Raw genomic sequence first — 19,413 nt, 5'->3', positions numbered from 1 at the left:
TAATTCCTCCTTGTATTTGAAAAACATTACCCTAATATAAAGTAAAGTTCAGAAGATCACTTTATCAATTCAACCATTGTTTCTTAATTTGCTCTTGTGCGATATGCAAAATCTGTTTTTCAGATGTGTCCCTTTTAACAATTACATTGGTTAAGTAATTTTTCCCTTTGTAACTTAGCTTTACAGTTACTTCTATCATTATTGTCACCCCTATTTTAGGTTATCCTTATTTATTAGGTAACTATTAATAACCTTAGTTACTTTATGTAATCATGATACATTTTGATTAAATTATCGTCAAGTTAAGTATCTTGAATTTGAGATATTTATTTTTTCAAAATAAAAAACCTATGGTCATTACGACAATAGGTTTTGGCAGTCTATGTAACAAGCACTTAGGTTATCTGAGGCAAAAGAACAATAAATTCGGTCCCCACTCCTTTTTCGCTTTTCACTTGGACCTTACCTTTAAACGAACGGATAATTTGATAGCTTACCATCATTCCGAGTCCAGTTCCGCTTTCCTTTAAGGAATAATACGGAGATCCAAGGCGGTCGATTTGCTCTTGGCTCATCCCGATTCCTTGATCCTTAATACTAATTTTTATATAGCCATCTTCATTTGAAGCACACGAAATCCACACCATTCCACCGTTCGGCATCGACTCGATTGCGTTTTTCAAAATATTAATCATGGACTGGTCTAATTTTTGAGGATTAGCATAAACCCAACCGTTTTCAAAAATGTCCGTTTTTATCACAACATTATGGCCAAGGGCGTAACTGTGAATGAGATTAACCACACGATGTAATTGGTTCCCTACATCGACTCTTACTTCGTTATGGTTGGATGGTTTTCCAAAAGATAAGAAATCATTAATAATTTCATTGGCTCGATCTAACTCTTCAATGGATAGTTGAATGTATTCCTTCTTCTTTTGAGCCAAATCGGGCTCGTCCAAAAGCTGCAGGAAACCACGAGTCACCTGCATCGGATTTCTAATTTCATGAGCGAAAACACTTGTTAACTCACTGATTACTCGCAATTTCTCTGAGTCTTGCATCTCTAGCCGCAACTGGTGGAGCTCCCTGATTTTTTCAATTAACAAAGTGAAGGACCAGGTAAATACGACTGCAAAAACCAAATGAATCATCTGTACTTTTAGATGTTCAAATGTAAAACCTCTTAACATCCCAAAAACAGTAAGGCCAATTAAACAGTAGTAAAAGGCTAGGCCCACTGCAATTTTAACCCTTTTATCTTTTTTCGTATTTTTGAAAGACTTTTGAAAAAACAAGATAATAGGAAGTGTTAACAATAAGACAAGAACGGTATTATAGAAACCTATGCTGATGCCGGAATTAAGCCGATACAGTATGATTAGGCCAGAGAGGAAAATACTTGGCCAAAATCCTCCGTATAGGCTTCCTAATAAAAGAGGGATAATTCTTAACTCTAACCTGGCATTTTGACCAAAATTCACGGGAAAGGACATGCATAGTAATATTGACATTCCCCACAGAATGGTCATCGTGACGTGTCTATTTTTTTCACTCTTCACCTTCTCCATAATAAAGGTGGAGTAAATAAATATGGGAATAACCGTAAGTGTTAGCTGCAGTAAAAAATCCTTTATTATACTCATCTTCGTTACCTTTCACAGACCGTCCAAAAATTCTAGTAGTAATATTACATATTATACTTTAAATTTACTATAATTTGTCTACATAGTTTTTTCAAAATAATGTCATTTTTCAGACTGTAAAAAAGCACGGCTTATAATGAAGCCATGCTTTTGATGAATCCTCCATAAATTTAAAAATGAACAAAAAGGTCTGCCGTAGCTGCTTCATTTAAGACCCATTTGATAGGTACTATTAAATTTACAATTGATAATGAAAAAGTCAGCGGTGAATTAGGATTTGGTGAACTACACATTTCCCCAAATGAAAAAACGGTTATAGGCCATTTGAATTATTTGTTTCTTCCTTAGTTGGGTGCAGTGGAACGCTATTACGAAATATTTTAACAAAAAAGCGGATCTCATTTCAGATGATTGAAATGGAGGTAAATGCTGTTCGAAATCCAGCGCATGCCAATCGAATTGAGAAGCTTACTTTTACTGCCAACGTGCAAGCTGATGAACCTTTTAGTTCGCAACAGGCAGAGAAGATTGCAAATTTAGTTGTCAATAATTGCGGAATGATCCAGTCAGTTATTCATTCTATTGAGATTATTTTCACAATAAATTTGGTTCTTAAATGTATGGAAACCATCTGTAACAGAGGGTAACAAAAAAACGTGGAAGAAGATATTTCCGTTAGGAGACGCCCCTGCTGATGTACCTTATGAATTAAAAAGCAGTAAAAATTAATTAATTACCAAAAAACGGGACAAAAAAAGCTCTTGAATCATGGATTCAGGAGCTTCATTAACATATACTTATTTATTTAAATTGGAAATAAATCAGATGATAAATAGCGTTCACCAGTGTCGGGTGCCAGTGCTAAAACATTCGCGTGAGAAGGAAGATTTTTGGCAATTTCTAAAGCGTAGTAAATGGATGCTGCCCCGGAGGCTCCGACTAAAATTCCTTCTTCGGCAGCTACACGGCGTGCAATGTTCTGGGCGTCTTTATCATCAATTAATAAAATCTTATCATAAATGGATTGATTTAGAATTTTAGGAATGAATCCAGGACCTGTACCTGGGATTTTATGCGGCCCTGGACAACCCCCCGATAAAACAGGAGACCCGGCAGGTTCAACGACATAAATCTTTATATTTTGTATTTTTTCTTTTAACACTTCACCAGTGCCAGTAACGGTTCCGCCTGTTCCAGCCGTACAAACAAAGGCATCTAAATTCCCTTGAAATGATTCATAAATTTCAATCGCTGTAGTATCACGATGAGCATCTGAATTGGCAGGGTTTTCAAATTGCATCGGAATAAAGTGGTCAGGAATATTTTCTGCAATTTGATAAGCCTCTTCAATCGCTCCACGCATGCCTTTTTCCGAAGGAGTTAAATGCACTTCTGCACCATATGCTTTTAAAATTTTAATTCTCTCTTCTGTGGCATTACTTGGCATTGTAATAATACAACGATACTTCCTTGCGGCACACACCATGGCTAAACCGATTCCCGTATTACCAGAGGTCGGCTCAATGATGACGGTTTTGCCAGGAGTAATTTTCCCATCTTTTTCTGCTTGCATAATCATGTTAAAAGCAGCACGGTCTTTTACACTTCCTCCTGGGTTAAAGGATTCCAATTTAACATAAACAGAAGCGCCTTCCTGGTCGGGTAAATGATTTAACTTTACAATCGGGGTATGACCAATCAGTTCTAAAATAGAATTGTATAATTTCATATCAATACTCCATTTCATTCAGTTTATTTCTATTGGAATTATATGCTTTAATTCTCCAGAACTCAAATTACATATCTCTTAAATAAGTTTGAGATGGATTCTTATTTTGACTCTTTAAAATATTTTTACCAGCCACTTAAATAAAAAAAGGGCTTTTAGCCCTTTTTAAATTGGATAAGATGATTAACGTCCGTCTATATAAATTTTGTTACTTTTCAGTCGAATCAACATAATTCTGTATCCATTTGGGATGCTTTATTAACCCAGTAGAATCATCTGATTTATATCTCAATTCCTAGCCTCCTTCCCCTCTTTATCGTTTATTTAATATTTTAATAGGACCTCAGCTTATAAAATATTCATCCATGTCTTCACTGCCGTAGCGAATATTAAGATTCCCATAATGATTTGCAGAACTTTCGTATTGATCTTTTTACCAGCATTCGCTCCTAATGGTGAAGCAATTAAGCTGGCAAGTACCATGATGAGTGAAGGGAGGATTTCCACTTGCCCCGTAGAGATTTTTCCCGAAACGGCTCCAATCGATGAAATGAGCGTAATCGCTAAAGAAGAGGCAATAGTCATTCTTGTAGGAATCTTTAGCACCACAAGCATAATCGGAACTAACAGAAAGGCTCCTCCTGCCCCTACAATACCTGCCCCAATCCCTACGATAAAGGCAAATAGTGCTGCCAGCCATTTGTTAAATTTAACTTGTTCCAAAGGAATATTATCAATCCCTTTTTTCGGGACAAACATCATAATTACGGCAATTAGTGCTAAAACCCCATAAACGATATTAATTCCGCTTTCAGGCATATGTGTAGAGCCGAATCCTCCAATAAAACTTCCAATTAATATACTAATACCCATGTAGGCAATCAAAGTTTTATTCAGAAATCCACTTTTACGGTAAGCTAAGACCCCGCCGATGGTCGCGAAGAACACTTGGATTGCGGTAATTCCTGAAACTTCATGTGCTGTAAAATGACCTACTCCTAACATGACAGGAATATATAACAACATAGGAAAGTTGATGATGGCACCGCCTATTCCTAACATTCCAGAAATAAATGATCCTACAAATCCAATTAGGAGTATCGTAATTATAAAACTTATACTCATGTTGACCTCCTCTTTAAAAAAAGGAACCAAAACTGGTTCCTCTTATTTTTAACCCTTTATAATCCAAAACTTTAATACACCGTTCTCTTCTTCATGCCGATTTCCAGTTCTTGAACCTGTATATTTTCAAATAAAAATATTAGAATGTTAGAGTGACATCCGCGTCTTTAGCAAACTCTAAAAACGTTACTGCCCCGCCTACCTCAATTCCATCAACAAAATCTTCTGTCGCTAAACCCATCACATCCATCGTCATTTGGCAGCCAATGAATTTAACACCCATTTCTTGCGCCATAGCAGCCAATTCAGGAATGGTTGGAACATTCGCCTTTGCAAAACCTTCAGCAAAATGTTCCTTTCCTTCCGGCATTGGAAGTTGTTTATTTGCTTCCTTATGGATTAAATTTAATCCTTCGAATGTAAAGAAAATAGCTACTTCTTGATCGGTTGCAGCGGCTGCCGTTGCGATATTAAACACTTTATAGGCATCAAATAAACCGCCATTACTTGCAATAATTGCTACTTTTTTATTCATTGTTAATTCCTCCTAATTTTTGATTAAACCAGTAGTTTTTCCATTCCATTGGCTCATTCCTGGAACCACATTAAAAACTTTTACAAATCCCTTTTCCGCCAACTTTTGTGCTGCCATATCACTGCGGTTTCCTGTTCTGCAGACGATATAGATTTCACCCTCTTTGTTTAAATCTATTAATCTCTCTTCCAATTCACCCAAAGGGATGGAGATAGCGTTTGGAATATGGTTAAAGGCATATTCTGCCGTTTCTCTGACATCTAGTACCACGATGGTTTCATTCTCAAGCTTTGCCTCTAGCTGATCATTGGTAATCACATGCGGATGTTTATGTTCTATTATTTCATCACCAGATGACTTTCTAAGATAATGTTTTAATACTTCTCCTTCTTCCAATGTGCCTAAATATTGATGCCCTGTGCTTTCAGACCATGCCTTAATATCTGCTTTGGACCCTTTATCTGTTGCCTGAACTTCCAATACTTGACCTGCCTCTAATTCCTGCATTGCTTTCTTGGTTTTAACAATTGGCATGGGACATGCCAAACCTTTAGCGTCCAAGATGATGTTTGCTTTCATGTTCTCCATCTTAAAACCTCCTGATTTATATACCAATACAGGTATTACTATTATTTTAAAAATTTCTCAACTTTCCAGGCCATCATTCTCCCTGTCATATTAAAGGGGAAGATTCCTCCCCTTTCGTTAAATAAACAGGTTCACATTGCCTTCTTCAGCGTCCGCTAGGTACGCAGCAACACCTGCATATTCAATGTTATCCAACAATTCCTCTTGTTGAAGACCTAACAGATCCATTGTCATGGTACAAGCCACTAATTTAACGTCCTGCTCTTGGGCCATTTCAATTAACTGAGAAAGCGGCATTGCATTGTGCTTTTTCATGATATCTTTAATCATTTTAGGACCGAAACCAGCAAAGTTCATTTTGGATAGTCCCATTTTATCTGCTCCTCTAGGCATCATTTTTCCGAACATTTTTTCCATGAACCCTTTTTTCAATGGAATCTGTTCATCTTTACGAAGAGCATTTAGTCCCCAAAACGTATGGAAAATGGTGACCTCGTGATCATAAGCAGCTGCACCATTTGCAATAATATAAGCCGCCATTGCTTTATCATAATCTCCACTAAATAGGACAATCGTTGTTTTTTTCATTTCCGTCATGTAGCAACCTCCTGATTGTAAAATTTTTAATTAAACCATTACGCGTACGGGTATTTTGAAGATCAAAAAAATTATCCTTTTTTAATCCAAAACTTTAATACCTCATTTTCTTCCTCATGTTTCAATAATTCATGTCCAGTCGATTTAGCCCAGGCTGCTAGGTCATTTTTTGCGCCCTTATCAGTTGTATGAATTTCTAATACTTGACCAGATTCAAGTTCATTCATAGCTTTCTTTGTTTTTACAATTGGCATTGGACATGCTAATCCTTTTGCATCACTTTATCTATATTCATATGAAATCCACTCCTCTTGTTTTAACAATTACCCCAATGGGTATAATATTAGATAAAGGTAAAGCAGGTGTCAACCCTTTATATTATCTATTTACAATGAATTTTCTCCATTATTTATCCTTATATATATACCAAAAGGGGTATTTCTCTTGAGAAAATAATATACCCTCCAAGATATTTATTAACATCTTTTTGGGTATGGTATTTTCCTCTTAGGTTAACGGCTTTTTACAAGCAAATCGACCGCTTCTTTTACCATTTCTTCCATACTTCTTTCTCCTTGGTCATTCGCCTTTTGCACACATTCCACTAAATTGGAACTTACAATAACACCAATTGTCCGATCAATGGCCGTTCTCGATGCAGACAACTGAGTGATTACCTCTTTACAATCCTTGTTTTCTTCCATCATTCTCAAAATTCCTCTTAACTGTCCTTCAATACGTTTTACCCTATTTTTAATTTGATCATTATAGTCCATGTTCTTATCTCCTTTAACAACAATTATTTTCTACCTTTAATGATTTTTCCTCTATTGAAATTTTGTTATTGTCAGAAATGGAATATCCGACAACCCTAAAACCTTTATGTCTAAAAAAACGAACGCCAACATTTTTTTCAAGTGAACTCGATGCGATTATATATAAATCACCATCAGGTATTTCGTTTATATTTCTGTTTAGATAGGCAATCGGGATATTAATTGAACCTTTGATAGGATCGTTATTACATTCATTATAGTCTCTAATATCTATTATCATTATATTATCATCTTTAAGATCCTTCAAATTGATAAAATGAACACCAAGAACCGGAAAATATCTTCTATATAAAATAAATGATACAATTATTGTTAACAAAATTAAAACTATCATTTAAAGCCTCCTTCAATGAAACAAATTCATTGGCAAGGTTTATAATATACCCCGTTAGGTATTAATGTCAATAGAATCTAAAAATTTTTTTCAGTATGCAAAAAAAGACCGCAATGAACGTGGCGGTCTAAAGAATGATTTACTATTTACTTTTTTCAATCCAAAACTTGATCATGTTTTTATCGATTTCCGTTCTTAGGATGGTATGACCTGCATTTTTTGACCAAGCTGGCAGATCGTTTAAAGCTCCCTTATCCGTAACATGCAACTCCAATACTTGTCCGCTTTCCAATGAATCAAGACCTTTTTTTAATTTGATGATTGGCATTGGACAAGTTAGGCCACTTACATCTACAACCGAATCCACTTTTATGTTATTTGTATTGTTTACAACTGTTTCCCCAAGGTCGTTTGTGGAGGTTTCAACCTTTTTGTTTATATTGCTTCCAAATACGGAGGAATACGTTTTCCAGCCACCATCCACATTTTTAACCTGATAGCCGTTGTTTTTTAGAATTCTGCTCGCTAAATATCCTCTTAAACCGACCTGGCAACTGACATATATGGTCTGATCTTTAGGAAGCTCTTCTAATCGATTCCTTAAATCATTTAAAGGAATATTGATGGACCCTTCGATAAAACCAAACTCACGCTCCATTGGTTCACGAACGTCGATTAATAACCCTCCGTCTGCCACGATTTTGTCAATTTCATGCCATTGTACCATTTCCAGCTCGCCTTCCATGATGTTGGAAGCCACATAACCAGCCATATTAACTGGGTCTTTTGCAGATGAGTATGGCGGAGCATAAGATAATTCAAGGTTGGTCAAATCTTCTATTGTCAATCCACCTTTAATGGCGGTTGCAATCACGTCGATGCGCTTATCCACACCATCTGCACCGACTGCTTGGGCGCCGAAAATTTTCCCGTTTTCTTTATCAAAGATTAATTTTAAAGCAATTGGTGCTGCTCCCGGATAGTATCCTGCGTGTGAACTTGGGTGGATATGAACAACTTCATATGATACCCCTAAACGTTTTAATGTTTTCTCATTATTTCCAGTAGCTGCAACTGTTAGATCAAATACTTTGGCAATCGAAGTACCCATTGTTCCTTTATACTTCTCTTTTTTCCCCATCATATTATTTGCTGCAATTCGGCCTTGACGGTTTGCTGGCCCTGCGAGCGGAATCATGGCCTTTGTTCCGCTAATATAATCGACAACTTCCACCGCATCGCCAACGGCATAAATATCCTCATTAGAAGTTTGAAGGTATTCATTGGTAATAATACCTCCACGCTCTCCCAGTTCTAACCCTGCAGTCTTGGCTAATTCATTTTCTGGTCTGACTCCGATAGATAGGATCGTCATATCGGTTTCTATTTCTGTTCCATCAGAAAGAATAACCTTCTTCCCTTGATTAGCAAATGATTGTACACCATTTTCTAAAATCAACTTTACGCCTTTTTCTTTTAAATGAGTGTGTAAAATACTGGCCATTTCAAAGTCGATAGGTGCCATAATTTGATTTGCCATTTCAATAATGGTCACTTCGATTCCTCTATCTACCAGGTTTTCTGCCATTTCAATTCCAATAAATCCGCCGCCAACCACAACAGCTTTTTTAGGATTTTGGGAGTCAACGTAGTTTTTGATCTTATCAGTATCCGGTATATTTCTTAAGGTAAATAACGTCTGATTTTCATTTAATCCCGGAATTGGTGGAACGATCGGTCTTGCTCCAGGTGATAATAATAACTTATCGTATGTTTGCTGGTAAACTTCTCCATTTTGCAAATTCTTGATAGTTACTTTCTTATTTTCTGGATCAATGCTCATTACTTCACTTAAATTGCGAATATCAAGCTTGAAACGCTCTGACATTTCTTTTACCGTTTGTACTAATAGCTTGCTTCGGTCTTTAATCGTTTCACCGATATAATAAGGTAATCCACAATTTGCAAACGAAATATGTTCCCCACGCTCTACAAGAATTATATCGACGTCTTCACTTACTCTTCTTAATCTGGCAGCTGCAGTAGCGCCGCCAGCAACTCCGCCTACGATGATTACTTTCTGTGTCATATTTGTTCCCTCCAAGTAATATTTATAAATCTTAACAATTAAGAAATAAAATTAAGCATTATTAGATATACCCCAACGGGTTTTATACCTATATGGGTATTATAGAACGTAATAAAAAAATGTGAAGTTCCTTCATGAGATTTTCACATTTTCTTCACATTTAATTTTCACTATTTATTCACATTTAAATAAAAAAATATAATCATAGACCAAATAGAATTCCCATATTGGCTTAATAAACAAGACCAATAGCCATGGTTAATGCTGCGAATGGTAATAAAAATTTCTTCATTTAGTTTTCCCCCTATTTCTCTATTGCTTTTTACAGCATTGAATTAGACGGAGGAAAGGTCATTATAGTTTCACAAAATGGGAAATTTTTGTATTTTTTTAATAGAAATAACTTATTTTAAACTGGAGAAAATAATGAAGGATTAGCATGGATATGTTAATAAACCACATTTAGGAAAGGAAGGATGAAACCATGTCGATTCAATCCTTTCAACCGGGACAAATAGTATATGTAATTATTCGCAATCCTCATGCACAGGATGTGGCCAATGTCCAAGAAGCAGCGGTTGTCCAAAATCCCGATGCACCAGGTGATTTGGCGCTGTTTGTGTATGAAACCTATTATCCATTAAATGATGAAGTAGCAGTTTTTAGCTCTTCTTCCGAGGCGGAAAATGCCTTTCAGGAAGCATTCGGCTACACAGAAATCGAGGGTTATTATGGTTAAACCCTTTGTCCCTCAACTTGTCTATGTAGAACCCGATGCATTGACCTATCCACTTGGAAAAGAGCTTGTGTCCAAATTTGAAAATATGGGGATTGAGATCAGGCAAACCACCTCCCATAATCAAATTCGGAATTTACCTGGAGAGAATGACTTTCAAAGATATCGTGTCGCCAAATCAACACTCGTGGTCGGAGTAAGAAAAACGCTGAAATTTGATACCTCCAAACCTTCAGCAGAATATGCGATTCCCTTTGTGACTGGCTGCATGGGTCATTGCCATTATTGTTATTTGCAAACGACGATGGGCAGTAAACCCTATATCCGCACCTATGTCAACATTGATGATATTTTTGAAGCAGCCGAGAATTATATGAAGGAACGTGCTCCGGAACCTACACGATTTGAAGCATCCTGTACTTCGGACATCGTCGGTGTGGATCACTTAACCCACACCTTAAAAAAAGCGATTGAGTTTTTTGGTGAATCTGAATATGGAAAGCTTCGGTTTGTCACAAAGTTTGCCCATGTCGACCATTTGCTCGATGCCAAACATAATGGAAAAACCCGCTTTCGGTTCAGTATGAACGATGATTATATTATCAAAAATTTTGAGCCAGGCACCTCCCGCCAACAAGAAAGAATTGAGGCGGCCGGAAAAGTTGCGAATGCAGGATTCCCATTAGGTTTTATAATCGCCCCTATCTATTTACATGACGGTTGGAAGGAAGGCTATAAGGAAATGTTTGAAAAATTAGAGGCCGAACTTCCAAATGCAGCGAAAAAGGACTTAACCTTCGAGCTGATTCAACATCGCTTTACCAAACCGGCAAAAAAGGTCATAGAAAAAAACTATCCAATGACGAAATTGGAATTGGATGAGTCGAAACGGAAATGGAAATGGGGACGCTACGGGATCGGAAAGTACGTGTATACCGACCAAGAGCAAGAGGATATCAAAGATACCTTGGGTTCATATATCCATAATTATTTCCCTGAAGCAAAAATTGAGTACTTCACTTAAAGGAGTAGATTTTAATGACAAATTCAGATTTAAAAGAAAAGGTCCAGAAGGTTATCTCAGACCACAAAACGGGCATTCTATCGACAGTTGAAAATAATAAACCTCATTCCCGGTATATGACTTTTTATAACGACGAATTAACCTTATATACACCAACAAAAAGGGATACTGAAAAAATCGGGGAAATTGAGAAAAATCCGAACGTATCTGTTTTATTAGGCTATGAAAAAAAAGGACAAACTGATTCCTATGTTGAAATATCAGGAACTACCGCTGTTAATGATTCTACTCAGCTGAAACAACAATATTGGGAAGAGTCATTTAATCAATGGTTCAACGGCCCTGACGATCCGAACTATATTTTTCTGGAGATAAAACCAGAAACCGTTCGTATTATGAATCTTAATGGTGAACCATCACAAGAATTGAATTTGTAGATTCTCCCCCTTAAGGATTCAGTCGTGTAACTGAATCCTTTTTGTCTTCACGAACATATACCACATATTTGTGACAAATTTAAAATATTTTTTGACAATTTCGTGAACAAAGTTTTGACAATTTTGTGAACTCGGTGAATAATATATAGTATAAGAATTTTGGAAGTGTAAATATCCCATCCCAAGGAGGTCGTAATAATGAATTCACGAATGAAAATATTACATGCAACAAAATGGGCCGGCAGTGTTACCTTGCTAACAGGTATCATGATTTTTTTATACGGAGTTGTAAGCGGTTTAATGCCGGTCACTGGGATTGGGATTGGTACCATTGTGGGAGCGGTGATGTTCTTTTTGATGGGAATGTTTTTTATCGCGACTGAGGAAATGGTAGAAAAGACAGATAAGGGATTAGAAATCCCGCCAATGAAACCAAGATTATATTTAGTGAAAAGATAGAGAAAGAGAGCGCAAATGGACGCTCCCTTTCTTCATTTATCTACATATCCCAAAGGAAAATGAGTAATGTTCCAAAAACAGTAATCAGGGCCATGGCAATCATAAAAAATACCTTGCCATAAATTACCCACTTATCTTCTGATTCGCCAGCGTGCATAAACACAACAAGCTGCAAAAGAGCCTGAACAAATGCTGTGGCAACTAGGACAACCATTCCTTGTGCAAAGGAGAGTTTCAAGAAATAGACTGCCAGAGCAGCTGCCGTTAGGACTAAGGAAAAGACAAAACCAATTATTTGTTTTCGTGGGAATAATTCGCTCATCTTACATCATTCCTTTCAAATAGATGAAGCTGAAGATGAAGATCCAGACGACATCCAAGAAATGCCAGTAAAGTGAAAAGATAAAGGATTTATTCGCAGTTTCAGGCGTTAAGCCGCGTTTTTTCACTTGCAAAAGGATAGCTGTTCCCCAGAATAATCCGAAGGTAACGTGCAGTCCGTGTGTACCTAATGTAGTCATTAGCATGGCAGTAAATGCGCTAGTCTGCAATGTTGCACCATCATGGATATAGGTGATGAATTCATCAATTTCAAAGCCTAAGAACCCTAGACCAAGAAGAAGTGTAATCACAAAGAAGGTCATCATTGCTTTTTTGCGTCCTAGACGCATTGCGTGAACGCCAAGTCCAATTGTAAAACTACTTGTTAATAACAAAAGTGTTTCTATAATAACCGGAGCTATTTCAAAAATTTCTGTACCACTTGGACCGCTTCCGGTTCTATGCTCTAACGTAAAGTAAGAAGTAAACAGTGTAGCAAACAGCATAATTTCAGCTGCAAGGAAAACCCAAAAGCCAAAAATATTCAGTCCGTTTTGTTTTGTACCATATTCTAATGGCAGCGAGTGATCGACGTTCATTATTTAGCACCTCGCAGTTTTGTTTCAGTTTCTTCTATTTCTTTAACAGAAATATATCGGCCGTGGTCCTGTTCGAATGAGCGTAGAGCCATACATGCCAAAATTCCAATTAGTGAAAGAATTGCCGGAATCCATAAGGAGAAGACCAACGAAAATCCTAACACAAAGAAGATTGCGCCCATAATAAATGGAACTCCACTGTTATTTGGCATATGGATTTTTTCCACTTTACCCGGGAACAGCTCATGACCTTTTTTCTTGGAATCCCAGAATGCTTCACTAGAAGCAACCTGAGGCTCGATGGCAAAGTTGTATTCCGGTACAGGAGTATGTGTTGCCCATTCAAGCGAACGTGCATCCCATGGATCTGCACCAACATTTCTTGGTGAATAACGAACACTGTAATAAACGTTATAGACAATCAATGCAAAGCTGATGGCCATAACACCTGCACCAACGAATGAAACCATATTTAATGGTCCATAACCTGTTGCTTCTGAATAAGTGTACATACGGCGTGCCTGACCATCTAAACCAGTAATGTACATTGGGAAGAACGCTAAGCAGAATCCGATCGTAAGCGTCCAGAATGACCATTTCCCAATTCTTTCATTTAACATAAAGCCAAACATTTTTGGCCAATAATAGGTTAGACCAGCAAGCATAGCAAATACTACACCCGGGATAATTGTGTTATGGAAGTGAGCTACTAAGAACATTGTGTTATGGTACTGATAGTCAGCAGCTGACATCGCTAGCATGACCCCTGTCATCCCGCCGATTACAAATAGCGGAATAAACCCTAGAGAGTATAACATTGGAACGGTAAATCGAATTTTCCCTTTCCATAACGTAAATAACCAGTTGAAGATTTTAACACCTGTTGGAACGGCAATCATCATTGTTGTGATGGAGAAGAAGCTGTTTGCAACTGCCCCCTGCCCCATCGTAAAGAAATGGTGCGCCCAAACCATACAGGATAGTGCTGAGATAATAACCATTGATGCAACCATTGATTTATAGCCATAAAGGTTACGTCCGGCAAAGGTTGAGATAACCTCACTGTAAATACCAAATGCAGGTAATATAAGGATATAAACTTCAGGATGTCCCCAAACCCAGAATAGGTTAGCCCAGAGCATATCCATACCGCCATTTGTCGTTGCAAAGAAGTGAGTTCCAAACAATCTGTCCATCGTTCCCATCGCAAGCGCCACTGTAATGACAGGGAAAACCGTTACGATGATAAGGTTTGTTACTAAAACAGACCATGTAAACATCGGCATTTTCATTAAGGTCATGCCCGGTGCTCTCATTTTCATGATTGTTGTAATCATGTTAATACCGGTCATCAGCGACCCGATACCGGATATTTGAATCGCAATCATATAATAGTTCGTTCCGACATGTGGACTGAAATCATTCCCTGCAAGCGGGAAATAAGAAGTCCATCCTGCATCAGGAGATCCGCCGATAACAAACGAGATATTAAACAACATCGCACCAAAGAAGAACAGCCAGAAGCTTAATGCGTTCAATCTTGGGAAGGCTACGTCACGGGCGCCAATTTGTAATGGAACCACATAGTTCATGAAAGCAAAGATGAATGGCATTGCCATAAACATGACCATGATAACCCCGTGTGTTGAGAAAACTTCATTATAATGCTGTGGATCTAGCAGTTTATTATCAGGTACAGCCAACTGGGCACGCAGCATAATCGCGTCCACGCCGCCGCGGAATAACATAATTAAGGCAGAGAGTAAATACATAATTCCAATCCGTTTATGATCAACTGTTGTTAACCATTCGCGCCATAAATATCCCCATTTTTTGAAATAGGTTAGGCCTGCAATAATGGCAACCACTGTTAGGCCAATCGCTACCATAGATGCATAGATTGCAAGACTTGGATTTGGTATGGCAAAACGTTCAAAGAACTCCATCCTTTATTAACTCCTTTCGAGAGATTAATTTTTTCAATAATTCGTTTCATTAACCCGTTCACAATTACTCATGATTTTGGTGATCTGACATATCCATATCCATTTCCATTTTTGAGTGGTCAGTTTGACCTTTCTCTGGTTTTGCGGAAGGACTGTGATCGTGTTCTGGTGCTGGACTAAATTTTAAATGAGTCCCTGTAAAAGTCATTTGTCCAAGGTGTCCTGGCTTTAATAACTCATCAAATTTTTTCTCTGATAAAGGTTTTGCCGTTTTCTTAACGTCTTTTACCCATTTATCGAAATCCTTTTCAGACATTGCTGTAACATTAAACGTATTTTCAGCAGTACCTTTACCGCTGAAGTTCGCATTACGGCCCATCATTTCACCCGGTTCATCTGCAGCTAAGTGCAGTGTCGTCACCATATCGGACATAGCGTATTTTTGACCGCCAAGTTGTGGAATCCAGAAGCTAGTGATTGGTCCGTAGGAATAAAGCTTAAATTCAATCGGCCGGTCTGTTGGAATATACAAATAGTTGACAGTTTCAATATTTTGTTCTGGATAACTAAAATGCCATTTCCAGTCAGATGAGGATGCATAAATGACTAAAGGATCTTTATCCTGATATTTTATTGGTTTTGCTTCGACAATATTGTTACTTTGAACAGAAACGATTGAAAAGTAAGTGACAATAATGACAGGAATACCGACGCAAATTAGCTCAACCCATTTATTTCCTTCAATGTGAGGCGGTTCATAATCTGGGCTTGCCTTTGAGGCACGATACTTAATTAGCACATAAATCAAAATAGCGAAAACTACAATTACAATGAACGACATGATCCCAATGGATAACAAAATATCATGGGCTTGCCTTTCGGCTTGCGGCCCTTTAGGATCAAGAACCATGAGTGGTTCACATCCTGTTAGCACTGTGGCAATAGTTAAAACAAGCAGTAATAATGCCGATTTTACTTTCATGCTAGTACCCCTTTCTTTTATTTAAAAAATATCATGTTAAAAAAATTTTTTGTTTGTGATTTACATCACATCAATTAGTAACTATCTTAATACCAAACATTATTAAAAGACACCCATTCGGAAGATTTGTCACTAAATGTTCAAAAAGAATTCGACATTTTGTAAAAGTAGGGTCTATACATTTGCTTTTTTAATATATTTTTAATATTGGTTAGCGGGTAGATTGAGGATTATGGAAAAGCACCCTTAAAATCCCTTCACATTTATGTTTCTATTTAAAAAATTCAGATTCACTGTAGTGAAAAAACAAAGCAAAGAAGCGATCACGACCGATCGCTTCTTTGCTTTGTTTTTTATTGATTTAATGCGCTAACCGCATTGATTAATCCAAATCCAGCCTTTTCATCATAACCTGGTTTGAATACATCTTCTGCTGAAGACTGAATGATTTGTTTTACCTGCACAGGTTTAAGAACGTCTTTTCCGTACTTCGCGATGATCACTCCCGCTAAGGCAGCTGTTTTTGGTGCGGCCATTGAAGTGCCGGCATACCAAGCATAGCCATGCTCTAAAAAGTTACCTTGTTTGTCATAAAGTGGTACAGAACTAAAACAAAGGTATGAGTTGTCTCTTCCGGTTTTTGTGGCTGGATCATAATTAGGACCTAAATCTCCGCCAGGTGCCATTACATCAATTTTTCCTACCCCGTAATTAGAATAGAATGTTAGATTTTTTAGAGCTCCACCCGCTGAAACCCGAATCATAGTTTGACTGCTAGGGCTTCTGTGAACAGAACCATTGTCGTCACCAGCTAATTGTCCTGGACTGCTAATATCCACCCCATTATTACCAGCAGAACCAACAACTGTTACCCCTTTTTGGATAGCATATTGGATAGCCCTGTTAAATAATCGAACATCTGCCACAACATCTTTTGTAGCATACTCTGGATCTTGGAACCAGTCATAACCGCCAAGGGACATATTGACAACATCCACATTGTCGTCCGCTGCTGTCATCAGAGCCTCAGCAATATGGGCAGTTTCAGCACCGCCAGTTGGCCCAAAGACACGGTAGGCTGCTACTTTCAGATCAGGTCCTATTCCTAAGATTCTTCCCTTGCCAGCAATCGATCCGGCAACATGCGTGCCATGGCCATCTTCATCCATTGCATCTGTATAACCCGGTACAAATGATTTACCGTAGGCATAATTATCCTTTATATCAGGATGATTATAATCGATTCCAGTATCAACGACAGCTACAACAATATCATTTCCTGAAACAGGTTTACCTGTACCGCCCGGCAAACTCCAAGAGGCGCCATTATTTGTCACTTGCTTGATATCCCATTGATTCTGATTATACAAATCAGCGTTGGAAATATCCCCTGGCTCAACTGCTTCCTGATAAGCTGGTTTTTCCGGATACACAATTTTCTCAACCCCTGCATCCAAAACAAGACTCGATTTTTTCACCTTATCTAGAAACGCAGTATTCGTTGAACTTACTTCAACAGCCCCCAGCTTATCCAACTTCCCTGTCACTTTTCCGCCGGCGTCCTTGATCATTTTTTCATATCCTGCAGGAAGCTGGGATTGATCCTTAAAAATTACTATGTACTCCTTGTTCACAGGTGCAGCACTGCTTTTTGAAATCCCTCCGCTAAATATAACGGATGCTCCCAAAGCAACGGATAAAGCGCTTCCAAAAATCTTCTTCTTCATCGTTTCAACCTCTCCCTTTCTCTTTTTCTCAATTTTCATTATATTATTTTAAAGGGACTGTAGACATTCTACTAAAGTCCTTATTACAATCTTTTTATGCACCACTTTGTTCCTATTTTTGAATAATTACCCATATTAATTTCCATTTATACCCAAATTAGTCCAATTGTTTGGATAACCCATGCAGGACAAACACTTTCCCAATAAAATAAATTACAAAACTTTTTAATGCTCCATATTTTAGGGAGTGGTCAAATGGGAGCAATTAACGGAAAAGAATTTATCGAACGTATGGATCGTTTAAACAAGGAAATTTGGCTGGATGGAGAACGGTTGGAAGGGAAAATTTCTGAACATCCTGCATTTAGAGGCCTTCTTCAAAGCAAAGCATCTTTATATGATTTTCAGTTTGATTTGACCCTGAAAGAAAAGCTAACCTTTTTATCCGATGAGACGGAAGAGCGGATTGGGCTATCCTATTTACAGCCACGGACGAAAGAGGATTTAAAAAGAAGGCGGACCATGATCGAAATTTGGGCCAGGCATACCAATGGGCTGATGGGTAGAAGTCCGGATTATATGAATTCAGTCGTTATGGCCTTTGCCTCCTCCGCCTTATTTTTAAAAGGGAGTGAGAATTGCTTTCCGGAAAATATTATTTCCCTCTATGAAAGGGCAAGGAATCAAGATCTCTCGTTTACCCACACCTTCATAACTCCTCAGGTTAACCGGTCGCAAATCAACTTTGAAAAATCGAAAGAACCAATTGCCGCCAAAATCGTCGGGAAAAACGAAAAGGGAATTATTATCAAGGGGGCTCGCCTGTTAGCGACCCAAGGCGGTTTAACTGATGAAGTCCTAGTTTATTCAGCCGGCGGAGTGACAAATGACGCGGATGCCTATGCATTTTCCATCCCTTCTGATACGAAAGGACTTAAATTTCTTTGCAGGGAGTCGTTTGTAGGCGGTGAGTCTGCCTTTGATTATCCGCTCAGCTCGCGTTACGAAGAAATGGATACGATTTTAGTCTTTGATAATGTGGTGGTCCCGTGGGAGAGAGTCTTTTTTTACGAAAATGTCGATGCAGCAAATGAATTCATGGAGAAAAGCTCATTCTACCATCACGCCTACCACCAGGCCATCACTAGACAGGTTGTGAAAACAGAATTTCTATTGGGACTTGCCGAGTCCCTTTCGGATACAATCAATGTTTGCGGATATCAGCATATTCAAGAAAAACTTTCAGAAATCATCATCGGACTTGAAACGATGAGGGCGCTGCTGCTCAAATCTGAGGAAGAGGCGGAATTGGATGAGTGGGGTTATATGAGACCAAGCCTCATTCCTCTTAAAGTCGCTAGCAATGTCTTTCCAAAAATTTATCCTAGATTCAGCGAAATCATTCAATTAATTGGCGCGAGTGGAATGGTTACCTTGCCGACTGAAAAGGACTTTAATTCCCCTATAAAACAGGATTTGGAATCCTATCTGCAAGGCTCTAGAAAAAATGCCGAGGACCGCGTCAAGCTTTTTCGATTAGCCTGGGACCTGACGATGAGCTCATTTGGCACAAGGCAAACCCAGTATGAACGGTACTTCTTCGGCGACCCTGTCCGCTTGTCTAGCGGTTTGTATCAAACCTATCCAAAGGAAGAATATTGCAAGCGAATTAAAGATTTGCTTGATTTAAAAGAATAGGATAT

At 38.1% G+C, this 19,413-nt stretch carries 20 protein-coding genes and 2 pseudogenes; 6 read left to right on the top strand and 16 right to left on the bottom strand.

Translation table 11 applies throughout. From position 1 onward, the window contains the following. Nucleotides 1–64: 64 nt before the first annotated feature. Together ACFPA1_RS02765 and ACFPA1_RS02760 are read right to left on the bottom strand one after the other, a co-directional pair. Nucleotides 65–199 carry a BA3454 family stress response protein gene (locus tag ACFPA1_RS02765; protein WP_378581146.1) on the bottom strand — a complete coding sequence of 45 codons (135 nt, stop codon included), beginning with the start codon at nt 197–199 and terminating at the stop codon, nt 65–67. A 196-nt stretch (nt 200–395) separates the two neighbouring features. Further along, entirely contained in the window at nt 396–1,646 is a 1,251-nt protein-coding gene (locus tag ACFPA1_RS02760) for an ATP-binding protein (RefSeq protein ID WP_378581144.1), read from the bottom strand. A gap of 368 nt (nt 1,647–2,014) precedes the next feature. Here ACFPA1_RS02760 and ACFPA1_RS02755 point away from each other — a divergent pair. Then, a pseudogene (locus tag ACFPA1_RS02755) lies at nt 2,015–2,293 on the top strand (OsmC family protein); the annotation flags it as partial. Nucleotides 2,294–2,451: 158 nt separating this feature from the next. Here ACFPA1_RS02755 and cysK read toward each other — a convergent pair. The 9 genes and pseudogenes from cysK to ACFPA1_RS02710 all read right to left on the bottom strand — a co-directional run bounded on the left by cysK (nt 2,452) and on the right by ACFPA1_RS02710 (nt 9,479). Next, on the bottom strand, nt 2,452–3,375 hold the full coding sequence (gene cysK, locus ACFPA1_RS02750) for a cysteine synthase A (RefSeq protein ID WP_213140702.1): 924 nt from the start codon (nt 3,373–3,375) through the stop codon (nt 2,452–2,454). A 348-nt stretch (nt 3,376–3,723) separates the two neighbouring features. Continuing rightward, nucleotides 3,724–4,500: a sulfite exporter TauE/SafE family protein gene (locus ACFPA1_RS02745; protein WP_213140703.1), complete on the bottom strand. Its 777-nt coding sequence runs from the start codon at nt 4,498–4,500 to the stop codon at nt 3,724–3,726. A 139-nt stretch (nt 4,501–4,639) separates the two neighbouring features. Beyond that, on the bottom strand, nt 4,640–5,035 hold the full coding sequence (locus ACFPA1_RS02740; RefSeq protein WP_213140704.1) for a DsrE/DsrF/DrsH-like family protein: 396 nt from the start codon (nt 5,033–5,035) through the stop codon (nt 4,640–4,642). Between the two features lie 12 nt (nt 5,036–5,047). Then, nucleotides 5,048–5,623, bottom strand: a complete 576-nt coding sequence (locus ACFPA1_RS02735; RefSeq protein ID WP_213140705.1) for a sulfurtransferase TusA family protein — start codon at nt 5,621–5,623, stop codon at nt 5,048–5,050. Between the two features lie 117 nt (nt 5,624–5,740). Continuing rightward, a complete protein-coding gene (locus ACFPA1_RS02730) occupies nt 5,741–6,220 on the bottom strand; it encodes a DsrE/DsrF/DrsH-like family protein (RefSeq protein ID WP_378581141.1) in 480 nt (159 codons plus the stop codon). A 71-nt stretch (nt 6,221–6,291) separates the two neighbouring features. Continuing rightward, nucleotides 6,292–6,498: pseudogene (locus tag ACFPA1_RS02725) on the bottom strand (sulfurtransferase TusA family protein); the annotation flags it as partial. Nucleotides 6,499–6,732: 234 nt separating this feature from the next. Continuing rightward, nucleotides 6,733–6,996 carry a metal-sensitive transcriptional regulator gene (locus ACFPA1_RS02720; protein ID WP_213140708.1) on the bottom strand — a complete coding sequence of 88 codons (264 nt, stop codon included), beginning with the start codon at nt 6,994–6,996 and terminating at the stop codon, nt 6,733–6,735. Nucleotides 6,997–7,009: 13 nt separating this feature from the next. Then, nucleotides 7,010–7,390 (bottom strand): hypothetical protein, encoded by a 381-nt coding sequence (locus ACFPA1_RS02715; protein WP_213140709.1) that lies wholly within the window; start codon nt 7,388–7,390, stop codon nt 7,010–7,012. Nucleotides 7,391–7,532: 142 nt separating this feature from the next. After that, a complete protein-coding gene (locus ACFPA1_RS02710; protein WP_378581138.1) occupies nt 7,533–9,479 on the bottom strand; it encodes a CoA-disulfide reductase in 1,947 nt (648 codons plus the stop codon). Between the two features lie 484 nt (nt 9,480–9,963). Here ACFPA1_RS02710 and ACFPA1_RS02705 point away from each other — a divergent pair, with 484 nt between their 5' ends. From ACFPA1_RS02705 to ACFPA1_RS02690, 4 genes are all read left to right on the top strand, one after another. After that, complete coding sequence (locus ACFPA1_RS02705; RefSeq protein ID WP_378581136.1) at nt 9,964–10,218, top strand: transcriptional regulator SplA domain-containing protein; 255 nt, start codon at nt 9,964–9,966, stop codon at nt 10,216–10,218. Then, nucleotides 10,211–11,239 (top strand): spore photoproduct lyase, encoded by a 1,029-nt coding sequence (gene splB, locus ACFPA1_RS02700; RefSeq protein ID WP_213140712.1) that lies wholly within the window; start codon nt 10,211–10,213, stop codon nt 11,237–11,239. Before ACFPA1_RS02705 ends, splB begins: the two co-directional genes overlap by 8 nt. 14 nt (nt 11,240–11,253) lie before the next feature. After that, nucleotides 11,254–11,676, top strand: coding sequence for a pyridoxamine 5'-phosphate oxidase family protein (locus ACFPA1_RS02695; protein WP_213140713.1), 423 nt, complete (start codon nt 11,254–11,256; stop codon nt 11,674–11,676). A 198-nt stretch (nt 11,677–11,874) separates the two neighbouring features. Next, nucleotides 11,875–12,135, top strand: a complete 261-nt coding sequence (locus ACFPA1_RS02690) for a hypothetical protein (RefSeq protein ID WP_378581134.1) — start codon at nt 11,875–11,877, stop codon at nt 12,133–12,135. A 40-nt stretch (nt 12,136–12,175) separates the two neighbouring features. Here the strand turns inward: ACFPA1_RS02690 and qoxD are convergent, their stop codons facing one another. From qoxD to ACFPA1_RS02665, 5 genes are all read right to left on the bottom strand, one after another. Beyond that, the gene (qoxD, locus tag ACFPA1_RS02685; protein ID WP_213140715.1) at nt 12,176–12,457 is read right to left on the bottom strand and encodes a cytochrome aa3 quinol oxidase subunit IV; all 282 of its coding nucleotides are present in this window, start codon (nt 12,455–12,457) and stop codon (nt 12,176–12,178) included. 1 nt (nt 12,458) lies between these two features. Continuing rightward, complete coding sequence (gene qoxC / locus ACFPA1_RS02680) at nt 12,459–13,055, bottom strand: cytochrome aa3 quinol oxidase subunit III (RefSeq protein ID WP_378581131.1); 597 nt, start codon at nt 13,053–13,055, stop codon at nt 12,459–12,461. Beyond that, the gene (qoxB, locus tag ACFPA1_RS02675; RefSeq protein ID WP_213140717.1) at nt 13,055–15,001 is read right to left on the bottom strand and encodes a cytochrome aa3 quinol oxidase subunit I; all 1,947 of its coding nucleotides are present in this window, start codon (nt 14,999–15,001) and stop codon (nt 13,055–13,057) included. The genes qoxC and qoxB overlap by 1 nt, the downstream gene beginning before the upstream one ends. Nucleotides 15,002–15,065: 64 nt before the next feature. Next, nucleotides 15,066–15,983 carry a cytochrome aa3 quinol oxidase subunit II gene (qoxA, locus tag ACFPA1_RS02670; protein ID WP_213140718.1) on the bottom strand — a complete coding sequence of 306 codons (918 nt, stop codon included), beginning with the start codon at nt 15,981–15,983 and terminating at the stop codon, nt 15,066–15,068. A 353-nt stretch (nt 15,984–16,336) separates the two neighbouring features. Then, nucleotides 16,337–17,710, bottom strand: a complete 1,374-nt coding sequence (locus tag ACFPA1_RS02665) for a S8 family peptidase (RefSeq protein ID WP_378581129.1) — start codon at nt 17,708–17,710, stop codon at nt 16,337–16,339. A gap of 255 nt (nt 17,711–17,965) precedes the next feature. Here ACFPA1_RS02665 and hpaB point away from each other — a divergent pair, with 255 nt between their 5' ends. Next, on the top strand, nt 17,966–19,408 hold the full coding sequence (gene hpaB, locus ACFPA1_RS02660) for a 4-hydroxyphenylacetate 3-monooxygenase, oxygenase component (RefSeq protein ID WP_378581127.1): 1,443 nt from the start codon (nt 17,966–17,968) through the stop codon (nt 19,406–19,408). Nucleotides 19,409–19,413: the final 5 nt, after the last annotated feature.

The sequence above is a fragment of the Neobacillus sp. GCM10023253 genome (assembly GCF_042653105.1).
Taxonomy (GTDB): domain Bacteria; phylum Bacillota; class Bacilli; order Bacillales; family Cytobacillaceae; genus Neobacillus; species Neobacillus citreus.
Note: the sequence above shows the minus strand (reverse complement) of the source record. Positions and strands in the feature narration are given on the sequence as shown.